The organism is Rhizobium sp. PAMB 3182, assembly GCF_052908355.1.
This window is the reverse complement of sequence record NZ_CM128607.1, coordinates 3,770,977-3,785,791: the sequence shown is the minus strand read 5'-3', so window position 1 is coordinate 3,785,791 and position 14,815 is coordinate 3,770,977. Positions and strand designations below refer to the sequence as shown.

Here is a 14,815-nt window from a genome sequence, read left to right as displayed (position 1 = left end):
CCCGCTTTAGCGTTTCCCCAGCACGTTCGAGATCGCCCGCACTAGCGGTACGGGATCGTAGCCGAGCCCGCTCGGCGTCATGCCCATCCTGACGACCACCAAACCATTCGCCGGCGAAACCGCGACCGACTGTCCGTCGTGACCCTGGAGCCAGAACATGTCTGCCGGCAGGCCCTTCGCCTCGTCGCCGATCTTCTTCCACGCCTGCAGTTCGGTATATTGCCCGCCGGACGCCTCCGTCGGCGTTCCCATCGCCGCAACGAACCCTTCCGGCAGCCGCCGCTCGCCGTTCCACACACCGTCCTGGGCGAGGAACAGGCCGAAGCGCGCCCAGTCGCGCGGGGTTGCGTAGAGATAGGAACTGCCGACATAGGTGCCCTTCTCATCCGCCTCGAAGACGGCGCTCGTCATGCCGAGCGGATTGAAGAGACGGCGCCAGGGATAGATCAACGCCTGCTCCGGCGAGGTCAGCCGGTTCATCCACAGATGCGACAGCAGAACGGCGGTACCGCTCGAATAGCTGAACTTGACACCCGGATCAGCGCCCAGCGGCTTGCCCAGCGCGAAATCGGCCATGTCCGGCTCGAGGTAGAGCATGCGCGTCACATCCGTGACCGCGCCGTAATCCTCGTTGAACGCCAGCCCGCTCTCCATGGCGAGCAGGTTGGCGAGCGTGATCGCCTGTCGCCCGTCGGTCCATTCCGGGAAGAGGCCGGCCTCATTGAGCGCCATCATCCGGTTCTGGACCATCGTGCCGATGACGGCGGCATTGACCGTCTTCGTCATCGACCAGCCGAGCTGCGGCGTGTCGGCGGTAAATCCCTGCCCGTAGATCTCGCCGACGATCTGCCCGTCCTTGACGACGACGACGGCGCGCATGCCGGGGCCTGTCAGCACCTCGTCAGACAGCAGGATCGAGATCGACGGATCCTTCTCGGCCGGAACGTAGCTTCCCTTGGGCCACGGGATGTCGGCGGCAAGCTCCGGCATGAGCGGCCGGTCGGGCATGGCGACGGCGCGTGCCGCCGCGATCTGACCGTCCGGCACCGACGTGCAGCCGAGCCCCTCGCGGTAGACCGCGGTGCTCGGCGCAAAGACGGCGAAGAGCCGTGCCGTGACGCTCTTCTGCGACTGGTTCACGCCAAGCGTCGTGATGTGGAAGATCGGATGGCCCTGCGGGCGGATGTCGCGGCGGAAGACATCGGCCGGATCACGGCCGGACACGAATATCCCCGAGCACCCCATCTTGGCCGCATAGCCGGTGGCGACCATGAGCAGGGTCGGCGGGAAATAGAGAAGCCAGAAATACGCGCCGACGAGAGCAACCACCAGAACGAAAACGAGACGCCTGACCAATCTTTTCAACCAGCGGAACACCAAATCCTCCGTACGCGACGCATATGCCAGTATGCAATCAGGAATGCGTCCTGAGGGGAAGTGTCAAATATGCCGTTATCAACCGCGGCGTCGGCACCGGGCGGCTCACCCACGCCGTCCACGTCATCAAACTGTAGCAGACTCCCTTTAAACGCCGCTCAACCGGACAAACCGGCTGGAAACAGGGACGATCTGACGATGAGCGATATCGCGACGGACATCGGAATAGACCGCAATCGCAAGCTGAAGGCCGCGCTGCTGCGTCACAAGACCTTCAGCAAGGCCGGCTTCTCGGAACGTCTCTTCGGCCTCCTCTTTTCCGGCATGGTCTATCCGCAGATCTGGGAAGACCCTGAAGTCGACATGGCCGCGATGGAGCTTCAGCCGCATCATCGCATCGTCACCATCGGCTCGGGTGGCTGCAACATGCTCGCCTACCTCTCCGCCTCACCCGCATCGATCGACGTCGTTGACCTGAACCCCCATCACGTCAACCTGAACCGCCTCAAGCTCGCCGCCTTCCGCCTGCTCCCCGACCATCGCTCGGTCGTGCGATTTCTGGGCTCAGCCAACGAGGCGGAAAACAGCGCCAACTATCACCGCCACATCGAGCAGCATCTGGATGGCGCGACGCGCAAATACTGGAGCGGCCGGCATCTCACCGGCAAGCGCCGCATCCGCGTCTTCGACCGCAACATCTACCGCACCGGCCTGCTCGGACGCTTCATCGGCGCCGGTCACTTCATCGCCCGCGCGCATGGCGTGAAGCTTGAGGAATTCACCCGCTGCAAGTCGATCGACGAACAGCGCGTCTTCTTCGAAAGCCGCATCGCGCCGCTGTTCGAAAAGCCGGTCATCCGCTCGATGACGAAGCGCAAGAGCTCGCTGTTCGGCCTCGGCATTCCGCCGCAGCAATATGACGAGCTGGCGAGCCTCTCCTCGGACGGCACGGTCGCACCGGTTCTTCGCCATCGCCTCGAAAAGCTCGCCTGCCATTTCCCGCTGCAGGACAACTACTTCGCCTGGCAGGCCTTTGCCCGCCGTTATCCGGGAGACGGCGAAGGCACACTGCCCGATTACCTGAAGCCCGAAAGTTACGAGGCGATCCGCGCCAACACCGCCCGGGTTTCGGTTCATCACGCCAATTTCACCGAGCTCCTGAACACCAAGGCCGATCACTCCCTGCACCGCTACGTCCTGCTCGACGCCCAGGACTGGATGAACGACGAGCAGCTGAACGCGCTCTGGAGCGAGATCACCCGCACCGCCGGCGGCGATGCCCGCGTCATCTTCCGCACCGCCGCCGAAAAGAGCATCATCGAGGGCCGCCTCGATCCGGCGATCCGCAGCCAGTGGCGCTATGACGAGGAGCGGTCGCGCGAACTCGGCAGCCGCGACCGTTCGGCAATCTACGGCGGCTTCCACATCTACGAGCGGATCGTCCAGTGACAACCGGCACCGATACGCTCGATCGCGGCCATGCCGGCCTGATGGACCGGATGTACCGCTACCAGCGGCACATCTACGACCTGACGCGCAAATACTACCTGCTCGGACGCGACAGCACGATCGCCGGCCTCAACGTGCCCGTCGGCGGCTCGCTTCTGGAAGTCGGCTGCGGCACAGGCCGCAACCTGCTGCTTGCCGCCCGGCGCTTTCCCAATTCCCGCCTTTCCGGCCTCGACATTTCCGCCGAGATGCTGGCGAGCGCCGAAAAGAAACTCGCGGGCTGCCGTCATCGTCCGGCACTGCGGCTGGCCGATGCCACTGCCTTTTCGCCCGCCCAGTTCGGCGAGACCGGCTTCGACCGGATCATGATCTCCTATGCGCTTTCCATGATCCCCGATTGGCAGAAGGCGATCGACACCGCCATTGCAGCGCTCGCGCCCGGCGGCGAACTGCACATCGTCGATTTCGGCCAGCAGGAACGCCTGCCGGGTTGGTTTGCGACCCTGCTCAAGGGATGGCTCGCACGCTTTCATGTCACGCCGCGCAAGCAGCTTCGCGACGTGCTGCAAGACCGGGCCACAGCACACTGTGCGACGCTCGTCTTCAAGGCGCTGAACGGCGGCTATGCCTGGCACGCGGTCTATCGCGCCGCATCGGTCGTCGAAGCCGACCAGCCCGACGAAAGTCTCGGCGGTTAAACACCGGTTAACCAAGAAATCTCACCGTTTCTTTAGGATACCGGGAGCAGGATGGACCGTGTATAGTCCCTCTGCACCGAAGTGGATCGGTCGTGAGGGAAAATCCGGTTTCATTGTTGCCAAACGGGACATTCATGCTGCGGCTTATCACCGTTCTTCTGCCGATACTTGCTCTGCTTGGCGGCTGCTCTTCCACGACCTACGACTTGATGGAAACCAAATCCATCAAGACCATTTCCCATCCCAGCCGTTTCGCCGACACCGATCCGCATGATTTCGGCTCCAACTATCCCGACCGACTGAAGGTCCACGGCATTGATGTCTCGAAGTGGCAGGGCGACATCGAATGGCGCAAGGTCAAGGCGTCCGGCGTCTCCTTCGTCTTCATCAAGGCGACCGAAGGCAAGGACATCGTCGACCCGCGCTTCAACGAATACTGGCGCGAGGCGCGCGCCGCCGGCCTCGCCTATGCCCCGTATCATTTCTACTATTTCTGCTCGACGCCGGATGAACAGGCAGACTGGTTCATCAGGAACGTGCCCGCAGCCGCAGTCGGCCTGCCGCCCGTGCTCGACGCCGAATGGAACCCGACATCGAAGACCTGCAAGCGACGGCCGGATCCGGCCACCGTACGGTCCGAACTGAAGCGCTTCATGGACCGGCTCGAGGCTTATTATGGCAAGCGCCCGATCATCTACACCTCCGTCGACTTCCACCGCGACAATCTCGTCGGCGCCTTCCAGGATCATCACTTCTGGCTGCGCTCGGTGGCCGGCCATCCGGGCGAAGTCTACCCTGAACGCCGCTGGGCCTTCTGGCAGTATACGTCCACCGGCGTCGTGCCGGGCATCGACGGCCCGATCGACATCAACGCCTTTGCCGGCACGCCCGACAACTGGCGTAACTGGGTTGCGTCCATCCAGTAGCGGATGCGGTGTGATGACCGGCTGGGCTGACCGGCGCCTCTCGCCCATCGCCCCCTATTGCTGCCCAATAACGCAGTCGTGTCTTGCTTCGGTCACACTCATTGGCAAGAACACGTCACAAAATCGGAAGAAACATCAGGAAGGATCCCCTCGCATGCGTCATACCCTCAGCATCCCGCTCGCAGTCGCGGCCCTGTCTCTGGCGGTCGCAGCCTCACCGGCAGCAGCCCAGCAGGCGCAGTGCGGTGGCGACCTTGGCGCCTTTCTCGCCGGCGTGAAGGCTGAGGCTGTCGCCGACGGCATTCCGGCTGACGCCGCCGACCGGGCGCTGGCCGGCGCGCAGATCGACCCGAAGGTGTTGAAGATGGACCGCGCCCAGGGCGTCTTCCGCCAGACCTTCCTGGAATTCTCCCAGCGCACCGTCAGCCAGGCGCGCCTCAATATCGGCCTGCAGAAGATGAAGCAGTTTTCCGACGTCTTCGCCCGCGCCAAGCAGGAATACGGCGTGCCGGCTGGCGTCGTCACCGCATTCTGGGCGATGGAAACCGATTTCGGCGCCGTCCAGGGCTCTTTCAACACCCGCAATGCGCTGGTCACGCTCGCCCATGACTGCCGCCGCCCAGAACTCTTCCGCCCGCAGCTGATCGCGCTGATCAAGATGGTCCAGCACGGCGACCTCGACCCGCAGACCAACACCGGCGCCTGGGCCGGCGAAGTCGGTCAGGTGCAGATGCTGCCGAAGGATATCGTCGCATTTGGCGAGGATGGCGATGGCGACGGCCATGTCCGCCTGAAGGAAAGCGGCCCCGACGCCATCATGACCGCCGCCCGCTTCATCGCGCATCTCGGCTGGAAGGCGGGCGAGCCATGGCTGCAGGAAGTCAGCCTGCCCGAGAACCTGCCTCTGGAGAAATCCGGCCTCGACAGTTCGATGACGGCGGGTGACTGGTTTAAGCTCGGCGTCCAGCCACGCGACGGCAACACGTCCTTCGGCAACCTCAAGGGCGATCTCCTGCTGCCGCAGGGCCGCAAGGGTCCGGCCTTCATCGCCTACCCGAACTTCGCGATCTATTTGGAATGGAACAAGTCGTTCATCTACACGACCTCGGCCGCCTACTTCGCCACCCGCTTCGAGGGCGCGCCGAAGTATGACGTCGGCAATCCCGAGCCCGGTCTCGACGGCGCGGCGATGAAGCAGCTGCAGGAAAAGCTCGACAGCATGGGCTACGACGTCGGCGAGGTTGACGGCATCCTCGGCTCCGGCACGCGCGACGCGGTGCGCAAGGAACAGGTCCGCCTCGGCCTGCCGGCCGACGGCTGGCCGACGCCGGCATTCCTCGCCGCTCTCAAGTAAGCGTCAACCTGACACGCATCACTCTGCGCCATCCGCCTTTTCCTTCTGGCGGGCGGCGTTTTCCTTTTCGAGCTTCGCCTTGCGCGCCACCGCACGGCGATGAAAAACCGCGAGACGCACGGCGCGGTAACGCACATGCCCCTCGTGCAGGACATGCGCGACCGCATCGCGCGACCGGCTGACCTCGTGCAGCTCGTGCGAATAGGCAGTCGCCAGCGCCTTGCGGTAATCCTGGAGCCCTTCGGTCGCGATGTTCTCCAGCCGGTGCATGACGCTGACCCAGAGCGGCGAGACGAGCAGCGACACGGCGGTCACCGCAATGGCGATCCGGTAGAGATCGATGCCGAGCGCGCCGACCGAGAAACCGGCGGCGGCCAGCACGAAGGAAAACTCCCCGATCTGCGCCATCGACAGGCCCGCGACCAACGCCGTCTGCGGGCTCGACCCGGTCTTGCGCAGAAGCACGATGTTCAGCACCGTCTTCACCGCGACCACCAGCAGCGAGATGAAGATCACGGTCCAGATATTCTCCCAGATGAAATTGAGGTCGATCAGCAGGCCAATCGACAGGAAGAAGACGACGAGCAGGATGCTCTGGATCGGTTCGATGACGGGAATGACACGGCTTCGAAGCGTCGAATTGCCGACGACGATGCCGGCCAGGAAGGCGCCGTAGACCGGCGACAACCCCTGCGAACCGGAAATCGCCGCCGCCGCGAAGCAGGCCGCCAGCGCCCCGAGCGCCAGGATTTCCGTCTTGTCCTCGATCTTCTCGGCAAAGGGAATGCGGATCTTGCCGTGGGTGGCGAGCCACCACATCAGCCACGCCATGGCGCCGACGGCGACCGCCATCTTGCCGATGATCGACCAGACATCCATGTTGCCGCCGCCGAGGCTGGAGACGAAAATCAGCATCGGCACCACCGCGAGGTCCTGCGCGATCAGGACGCCGACCGCCACCCTGCCCGCCTCGCCGCGCAGCATCCCCATCTCGTCGAGCATCTTCATCGCCACCACCGTCGACGACAGGCCGATGATGAAGCCGAGAATGACGGCCTCAGACAGCGATGCGCCGGTGAAGAAGGCCGTCACCAGTCCCAGAAACATCGCGGCGAGCAGCTGTCCGCCGGCGACCTTCAACGCCTGCCGGATCGACAGGATGAAGGCCTTGATCGACAGTTCCATGCCGATGAAGAACAGGAGGACGATAACGCCCATTTCGGCGAGCAGCTGGACGTTGTCCGAATTCTCGATCAGACCCGCGCCGGTCGGCCCGAGCGCCACGCCCGCGATGATGAAGCCGACTAGCGGCGGCTGGCGCAGCCAGAGAAAACCGAGACCGAGAATGGCCGCGACGGCGACAACCGCTGCGATGGAGACGAGATCGGCGCCATGGCCTGCCGATTGCGAAATGGTGTCTGTCACTGTCGGATCCAGCGGTCCGTCCTTCCCTCGAAGTTTCGTTCAGGCCCCCGATTGCGAAGCGCATGTTTATGATGCACAGCAGGATTCGGGTGGCAATCGCCAATTGCGTTTTCTACCGTCCCGCCAAACTGTCACACCCGAGGATTCCCGCAATGGCTACTGCCTCTGCACAGAAGCTCACCCTTACCGCCTGGACCCTTCTTTTCATTCTGGGCCTGCTCTGGGGCGGCTCCTTCTTCTTCGCCCGAATCGCGGTTGCCGAAGTGCCACCCTTCACGCTGGTCTTCCTGCGCCTCTCGATTGCAGCCGTGGCGCTGCATGTCTATCTCCACGGCCGGCACGGGCTCTATCCGTCGCTCGCCGGCCGCTGGCGGCAGTTCCTGCTGCTTGGCCTCATCAACAACGCGGTCCCGCACACCTTCATCTTCATGGGGCAGACTGAGATCGGCGCCGGCCTCGCCTCGATCCTGAACGCCACGACGCCGATCTGGACGGTGATAATCGCACAGTTTCTGACGACCGACGAAAAACTAACGGGCGCGAAGCTCGCGGGATGCGCGCTCGGCCTTGCCGGCACTGTGGCGCTGATCGGCCCGACCGCCTTCGAGCACACGGATATTCCGCTCTGGGCGCTCGCCCTGCCTTTGGCGGCGGCGATATCCTATGGCTTTGCCAGCATCTACAGCCGTTCTTTCCGAGACCTCAATTCGTCGGTGACGGCAACGGGACAGCTGACGGCATCGAGCCTGATCATGCTGCCGGCCGCACTCCTGATCGATCACCCCTGGACGATCGCCATGCCTTCAGGCGCGGCAATCGCCTCGATCCTGGCGCTGGCGCTCGCCTCCACCGCCTTCGGCTACATCCTGTTCTTCCGGCTGATCGGCCTTGCCGGGGCGACGAACACGTCGCTCGTCACCCTGCTGGTGCCGCCGAGCGCCATTCTTCTCGGCGCTCTTTTCCTCGGCGAGGTGCTGAGCAGCGCAGACTGGATTGGCATGCTCTTGATCGGTGCGGGACTCGTGGTTCTCGACGGTCGCGTGCTGAAACGGCGCCCGCGGATGGCATGAGACCACCGGCAATTTCAGCGGTAAATTCCCGCGCAGGTTGAAATCAATTATGTCGAAATCATGACACGGGTATTGCGTCGGTCAGGCTTGTTGCTCCAAGGCGGGAATGGCGTAAACCAACCGGTCCGCGCCATTCACGAAACGTTAGCCATTCTCATAAACCTTGTGAATTATTTTCAGAAGTAAAAACAGAGCTTTAGATAGGCTAACCAAGGGGAAGTTGGTGCGACTTTTTGCAGCGCAGCACAAAATCCGCTTTCCAATTTTAAGGAATTCTGCCTATCATCTGATTGTCAACTCAGGGAGACAGCTATGGGACTTACAACTTCTCTGAACGTCCTTCTGATCAGTGCAGCCTTCGTGTTCATCGCAAGCATGCTCTTCATCTGATCAGATTGCAGTCTTGAAATTCAGTCGCAAAGACGAACCCTAACAAAAATCAGTTCTGCTTAGAAATTTACAGCAAGCGCATCCCATGACCTCCGGATGCGCTTGCTTCATATCTGCGGTCGGGTTTTTGCCGCTCAGGCGGCGGCGCCGGACTTGAGTTCGCTCTTGCGCGAGAAACCGAGTCGTTCGAGCACCATCGAGGACAGCGTCGCCCGGTTCATCGAATAGATGTGGAACTCGTTGACGCCACGGCGGACCAGATCGGCGATCTGTTCGGCTGCGACATCGGCCGCGACCTCGAGCCTTGCGGCGGGATCGTCGTGGCGGCCTTCGAAGCGCGCATCCAGCCGGGCCGGAACGGTCGCGCCGCACATGGAGGCGAAGCGCTTCAGCTGCGTCAGATTCTGGATCGGCATGATGCCCGGCACGACCGGGATCTTCACGCCGGCATCGCGCACCTTGTCGAGATAGGTGGAGAAGCGATCATTGTCGAAGAAGAACTGGGTGAGCGCCCGGTCGGCGCCGTTGTCGGCCTTGCGCTTCAGCATGTCGATGTCGGCGGCCGCGTCGGTGCTTTCCGGATGCTTCTCCGGATAGGCAGAGACGGAGATCTCGAAATCGCCGAGCGCGCGCAGCCCGGCCACCAGCTCGGCGGCGTTCGCATAGCCGCCCGGATGCGGCTTGTAGGCATGACCGATGCCGCCGGCCGGATCGCCGCGCAGCGCCACGAAGTGGCGAACGCCAGCTGCCCGGAACTGGTCGACGACGGCATGCACCTCTTCACGCGTCGCCCCGACGCAGGTCAGATGCGAGGCGGTGGCAAGCGGTGTCTTGGCAATCAGCCGCGACACGGTGGCAAGCGTCGGCGCCTGTGTGGTGCCGCCGGCGCCATAGGTCACGGAGACGAACTCCGGGCCCCACTGGGCAAGCTGGTCGACCGTTTCCCACAACTGGCCTTCCATTTCTTCCGACTTCGGCGGAAAGAACTCGAAGGAGAAGCGGACATTTTCCCGTTCTGTGGCGATAAGGGGCTGAAACGCCATTGATCAAATACTCCCGGACATTTCGGGGAGTGCGTCGGTCTCGCCGGCCATCAGAAGACGCGGATCGCGCGCCAGCCAGATCGAGACCGTCAGCGCCGCATCGGCGCCCTCCCCCGGATGGATATCGATGGCCTGCTCGGCATTCAGTCCCGCCTTCTTCAGCCAGTCGTTCATGACCTGGTGAGAAAAGCCGAGACGCTGATGCGCATGCTCATCACGAAGATACTCGTGCCCGTGCGGTGCCAGGTCGATGACCACGAGGCGTCCGCCGGGCCGAAGCATTCGCGCCGCTTCCGCGATCGCCAGTTCCGGCTGCGGCAGGAAGTGCAGCACCTGATGGATGATGACGAAATCGAAGTCTTGGCCGTCGACCGGCAGGTTGAGAATATCGCCGTGGCGCACGGAGGCACGAGTGATCCCGGCCTTGTCGAGATTGGCGCGGGCGACCGCCAGCATCTCGCGGCTGGCATCAATGCCGATCGCGCGACGGTAGCGGTCTTTCAGAAGCGTCAGGATGCGGCCGGTGCCGGTGCCGAGGTCGAGCAGCGAATCGATCGGATTGGCGCCGATGATCTTGATCAGCTGCCGGTCAATCTCTTCCTCGTTGACCTGCAGGCGGCGCATCTCGTCCCATTCCCCGGCATGGCGGCTGAAATAGGATTGCGCGCGTTCCGCCCTCTGCGCCTTGACCGCGCCGAGCCGCTCGCCGTCGCGGGCGAGCACCGGATCGCCGTCATTGACCGCCGACAATAGCGCCGAGGCGAGCCTGACGGCTTCACCTTCCTGGCGCAGGCGGAAATAGGCCCAGGCGCCTTCCTGGTAACGCTCGATGAGCTCGGCTTCGGACAGCAGCTTCAGGTGCCGGGAAATGCGCGGTTGGGATTGGCCGAGAATTTCGGTAAGATCGGTGACGGTCAGGTCGCCCTTGGAAAGGAGCGCAAGCAGCCTCAGCCGGGTCGTTTCCCCCGCCGCTTTCAGCGTCTCCACCAAAGGTTCCAGTCCCAGCGCCATCGGTCGCCCTCATCGCAATCAAGATATAAAGATATCTTTATGTGATTTGAGATCGTTGTGCAAGGGGGAATTGGCTGAGAAGGTAGCCCCAATGAATGGAAAGAGGGCCCCAGCGTACCGGAGCCCTCGACAATTCATGTTTCCGACGAAACCGACTTACCGCGTCAGGCGCTTGTAGGATTGGCTGCCGGGATTGAGCGCATCCGGACCCAGACGACGGATCTTGTCCTGTTCGTAGTCTTCGAAGTTGCCTTCGAACCATTCGACATGGCCGTCACCTTCAAAGGCGAGGATATGCGTTGCCAGACGGTCGAGGAACATGCGGTCGTGGCTGATGATGATGGCGCAGCCGGCAAAGTTCTCTAGTGCCGTTTCAAGTGCGCCGAGCGTTTCCGTGTCAAGGTCGTTGGTCGGTTCGTCGAGAAGCAGAACATTGCCGCCGGACTTCAGCATCTTGGCCAGATGCACGCGGTTGCGCTGACCACCAGAGAGATTGCCGACCTTCTGCTGCTGGTCACCACCCTTGAAGTTGAAGGCGCCGCAATAGGCTCTGGAGTTCATGTCGAACTTGCCGAGCTTGATCACTTCAGCGCCGCCGGAAATCTCTTCCCATACGGTCTTGGAGCCATCCAGCGCATCGCGGCTCTGATCGACATAACCGAGATGGACGGTATCGCCGATGCGGATCGAACCGGCATCGGGCTTTTCCTGACCCGTGATCATCTTGAACAGCGTGGACTTGCCGGCGCCGTTCGGGCCGATGATGCCAACGATGCCGCCCGGCGGCAGCTTGATCGACAGGTCGTTGATCAGCGTGCGACCTTCAAAACCCTTGGTGATGCCGTCAAGCTCGATGACGACATTGCCGAGGCGCTCGGAGACAGGGATGATGATCTGTGCATCGCCCGGCCGAATGCCTTCAGCCGCATCCACCAGCTGTTCATAGGCCTTGATACGCGCCTTGGACTTGGCCTGGCGAGCCTTGGGGCTGGATGCGATCCATTCCTGTTCACGCGACAGCGCCTTCTGGCGCCCAGCCTCTTCGCGGTTTTCCTGCTGCATGCGCTTCGCCTTCGCCTGAAGGTAGGCAGAGTAGTTGCCTTCGTAAGGAATGCCACGGCCGCGGTCGAGTTCGAGGATCCACCCGGTGACGTTGTCGAGGAAGTAGCGATCGTGGGTGATCATCATCACGGCACCCGGATAGTCGCGCAGATGCTTTTCGAGCCAGGCAATCGTCTCGGCGTCGAGATGGTTGGTCGGTTCGTCGAGCAGCAGCAGATCCGGCTGCGACAAGAGCAGCCGGCAGAGCGCGATGCGGCGGCGTTCACCACCCGACAGCACCGTGACGTCGGCATCCTTCGGCGGGCAGCGCAGCGCTTCCATCGCCATTTCGACCTGCTGTTCCAGGTCCCAGAGGTTCTGGCTGTCGATGATGTCCTGCAGCTTGGCGCCCTCTTCCGCCGTCTCGTCGGAATAGTTCATCATCAGCTCGTTGTAACGGTCGAGCACGGCCTGCTTGTCGGCCACGCCTTCCATCACGTTTTCGAAGGCGGTCTTCGCCGGATCGAGACGCGGTTCCTGCTCCAGGTAACCGACGGTCGCGCCCTCGGCCAGCCAGGCTTCGCCGGTATATTCCTTGTCCTGACCCGCGATGATGCGCAGCACCGTCGACTTGCCGGCGCCGTTCGGGCCGAGAATACCGATCTTCGCATCCGGATAGAACGACAGGTGGATGTTCTCGAGGATCTTCTTGTTGCCGTAGGACTTGTTGAGCCCGGCCATGTGGTAGATGAACTGACGTGCCATGCTGGTCCGCGCGCTCCATTTGAAATTCAGGGAAATCTGCCGCCCATGTAGGCGATTTAGGGTCCACAGGCAATGGCCGAGTGTTGATCCGGCGGGGATTGCCCCGACGGAATGCCGGGCTCCAAGCCAATATCCGTCATTGTGGCGGCGCCGCCGTCCCGGCCATCGGGTTGCAGGAATTATCATGCAAGCCCATTGCCCCGTCCGCGAAAATCGCCAATGCTCGCGTCGGCTTGAGGAGGCGGAGGAGACATGTTCAGCCAGCTCGAATTTCTTGATGCGCCGTCCGGCGCCCGGATCGCCTGGCGCAACAAGGCTGCGGCGGGAGCGCCCCTTGGCGTGGTGCTGATCTGCCATGGTCTGGCGGAGCATTCCGGGCGCTACGCACCGTTTGCGGACGTGCTTTCCGATAGCGGCTTTCATGTCTATGCCCATGATCATCGCGGCCACGGCGAGACGCGGGCGCCGGATGCACCGATCGGGCGTTTTGCCGTGAGGGATGGCGTCGACAAGGTGATTGCGGACGTGATCGCCATGCGCGACCTGGCCGCAGCACGCCACCCCGGCCTGCCCGTCATCCTCTTCGGTCATTCCATGGGCGGCCTCATCAGCTTCAATACGGCAGTCGCGCATCCGGAGAAGTTTTCGGCGGTCACCGTCTGGAATTCCAACTTCCACCTCGGCGCGGGCCGCTATCTGGCGCTTGGCGTTCTCAAGACAGAGCGCATGCTGATGGGCTCGGACGTGCCGAGCTTCGTGATGCCGAAGGCGACGTTCGATGCCTGGGGCCGGTCCATTCCCGGCAATCATCCCGCCTCCGCCTGGCTTTCGCGCATCCCCGAGGAAGTCGACAAATACGACGCCGATCCGCTCTGCGGCTTCGATGCCAGCATTTCCATGTGGCTCGACGTGATGGAGCTTTCCGCCCGGCCACTGCGCCCGGACCAGCTCTCCCGGCTCCCGAAGAATTTCCCCATCCACCTTGTCGGCGGTGGCGAGGACCCGGCGACCAACAAGGGCAAGGCGATCCGCTGGCTTTCCGATCACCTGAAACGCCTCGGCTACCGCGACGTCACCACAATCATCGACCCGGAAGCGCGCCACGAGACGCTGAACGACATCGGCCGCGAAAAGGCCGCAGCGGACTTTGCCATCTGGTGCGTCGACGTTTGTAAAAGAATCCCGGGCGCAGCAGCCTAGAAACCTCTCGATCCATCACTCCCAACCGCGCAAACAGCATGAACCGATGACAGAAAATCACATGCCGTTGCCGGGCCGCGAGGCTATAGGAAGACCATGAGTTCGCAATCCGCTGAGAAAGTGCCGGCCGTTACATCTCCCATCCTGCAGGGCATGGGACTGATGGTGATTGCCACGCTGCTCGCGCCCGGCATCGACATCTTCGCCAAACTCGCCACCGACAGCGTTTCTCCGGGCGTCATCACGCTCGCACGCTTCGTCTTCCAGGCCGTTTTCATGCTGCCGCTGGTGATCGTCAACGGCAGCTGGCGGCGCTTCTCCTTCCGCCGCAGCCTGATCCATGCAATCCGTGCCGCTGTCATCGTCATCGCCATGGTCTGCTTCGTCACGACGCTGGCCGAGATGGCCGTCGCGGATGCCATCGCCATCTTCTTCGTCGAGCCGATCATCCTGACGGTACTTGCAAGCATCTTCCTTGGCGAGACGATCGGCTGGCGGCGCTACACGGCCTGTGCCGTCGGCTTCCTCGGCGCCGTCATCGTCATTCGTCCAAGCTTCGCCGATGTCGGCTATGTCGCCCTGCTGCCGATCGTCACCGCATTCTGCTTCGCCATTTTCGGCCTGATCAACCGGACGGTGTCGCAGCATGAGGACACCTGGTCGATGCAGTTCCAGATGGCGATTTGGGGCATCCCGATGGCCGCACTTCTTTTGTGGGCGGGCGATGCCGGCGGCATTGCCGTGCTGGAACCGTCCTGGCCGAGCGGCACGGCGTTCCTCTGGCTACTGGGCGTCGGCGTCGTCGCCGCTCTGTCCGGATTCCTGAGCGTCAGTGCCTATCGACTGGCGCCGGCCTCCGTGCTGGCGCCGTTGCAGTATATCGAAATCGTATCGGCGACGGTGTTCGGCTGGCTGGTGTTCGGCAATTTCCCGGATGCCGTCAAATGGCTCGGCATCGCCATCATCATCGGCTCCGGCCTCTACATCGTCTTCCGCGAGCGCCAGCTGCAACGGGGCGTGGTGTCGGAAACCAAACCCGTTCCGCCCTGACCAGCGATCGGAGACA

The 14,815-nt window shown here is 62.7% G+C and carries 12 protein-coding genes; 7 read left to right on the top strand and 5 right to left on the bottom strand.

The genetic code is table 11. The features are described 5' to 3' along the window. Positions 1 to 6: 6 nt before the first annotated feature. Entirely contained in the window at positions 7 to 1,377 is a 1,371-nt protein-coding gene (locus ACU5AZ_RS18130) for a serine hydrolase domain-containing protein (protein WP_446823718.1), read from the bottom strand. 198 nt (positions 1,378 to 1,575) lie between these two features. Here ACU5AZ_RS18130 and ACU5AZ_RS18125 point away from each other — a divergent pair, with 198 nt between their 5' ends. From ACU5AZ_RS18125 to ACU5AZ_RS18110, 4 genes are all read left to right on the top strand, one after another. Beyond that, positions 1,576 to 2,826, top strand: coding sequence for a DUF3419 family protein (locus tag ACU5AZ_RS18125; RefSeq protein ID WP_446823717.1), 1,251 nt, complete (start codon positions 1,576 to 1,578; stop codon positions 2,824 to 2,826). Between the two features lie 41 nt (positions 2,827 to 2,867). Further along, positions 2,868 to 3,524 (top strand): class I SAM-dependent methyltransferase, encoded by a 657-nt coding sequence (locus tag ACU5AZ_RS18120; protein ID WP_446826047.1) that lies wholly within the window; start codon positions 2,868 to 2,870, stop codon positions 3,522 to 3,524. Positions 3,525 to 3,658: 134 nt separating this feature from the next. Beyond that, positions 3,659 to 4,450 (top strand): glycoside hydrolase family 25 protein, encoded by a 792-nt coding sequence (locus ACU5AZ_RS18115; protein ID WP_446823716.1) that lies wholly within the window; start codon positions 3,659 to 3,661, stop codon positions 4,448 to 4,450. Between the two features lie 154 nt (positions 4,451 to 4,604). Then, on the top strand, positions 4,605 to 5,804 hold the full coding sequence (locus tag ACU5AZ_RS18110; protein ID WP_446823715.1) for a lytic murein transglycosylase: 1,200 nt from the start codon (positions 4,605 to 4,607) through the stop codon (positions 5,802 to 5,804). Positions 5,805 to 5,822: 18 nt separating this feature from the next. Here ACU5AZ_RS18110 and ACU5AZ_RS18105 read toward each other — a convergent pair whose 3' ends face one another. Then, positions 5,823 to 7,229: a cation:proton antiporter domain-containing protein gene (locus ACU5AZ_RS18105; RefSeq protein WP_446823714.1), complete on the bottom strand. Its 1,407-nt coding sequence runs from the start codon at positions 7,227 to 7,229 to the stop codon at positions 5,823 to 5,825. A gap of 152 nt (positions 7,230 to 7,381) precedes the next feature. On the opposite strand from ACU5AZ_RS18105, the gene ACU5AZ_RS18100 reads away from it, so the two are divergent. Continuing rightward, on the top strand, positions 7,382 to 8,299 hold the full coding sequence (locus tag ACU5AZ_RS18100) for a DMT family transporter (protein WP_446823713.1): 918 nt from the start codon (positions 7,382 to 7,384) through the stop codon (positions 8,297 to 8,299). Between the two features lie 524 nt (positions 8,300 to 8,823). On the opposite strand, the gene metF is transcribed toward ACU5AZ_RS18100, so the two are convergent. The 3 genes from metF to ettA form a co-directional block, all read right to left on the bottom strand. Beyond that, the gene (gene metF, locus ACU5AZ_RS18095) at positions 8,824 to 9,732 is read right to left on the bottom strand and encodes a methylenetetrahydrofolate reductase [NAD(P)H] (RefSeq protein WP_446823712.1); all 909 of its coding nucleotides are present in this window, start codon (positions 9,730 to 9,732) and stop codon (positions 8,824 to 8,826) included. Between the two features lie 3 nt (positions 9,733 to 9,735). Continuing rightward, positions 9,736 to 10,743 (bottom strand): ArsR/SmtB family transcription factor, encoded by a 1,008-nt coding sequence (locus ACU5AZ_RS18090; RefSeq protein ID WP_446823711.1) that lies wholly within the window; start codon positions 10,741 to 10,743, stop codon positions 9,736 to 9,738. 156 nt (positions 10,744 to 10,899) lie between these two features. Continuing rightward, a complete protein-coding gene (gene ettA / locus ACU5AZ_RS18085) occupies positions 10,900 to 12,549 on the bottom strand; it encodes an energy-dependent translational throttle protein EttA (RefSeq protein WP_446823710.1) in 1,650 nt (549 codons plus the stop codon). A gap of 252 nt (positions 12,550 to 12,801) precedes the next feature. Here ettA and ACU5AZ_RS18080 point away from each other — a divergent pair, with 252 nt between their 5' ends. Both ACU5AZ_RS18080 and ACU5AZ_RS18075 read left to right on the top strand, forming a co-directional pair. Further along, a complete protein-coding gene (locus ACU5AZ_RS18080) occupies positions 12,802 to 13,749 on the top strand; it encodes an alpha/beta hydrolase (protein WP_446823709.1) in 948 nt (315 codons plus the stop codon). 96 nt (positions 13,750 to 13,845) lie between these two features. Then, positions 13,846 to 14,799, top strand: a complete 954-nt coding sequence (locus tag ACU5AZ_RS18075; protein ID WP_446823708.1) for a DMT family transporter — start codon at positions 13,846 to 13,848, stop codon at positions 14,797 to 14,799. The last annotated feature ends 16 nt before the right edge of the window (positions 14,800 to 14,815 follow it).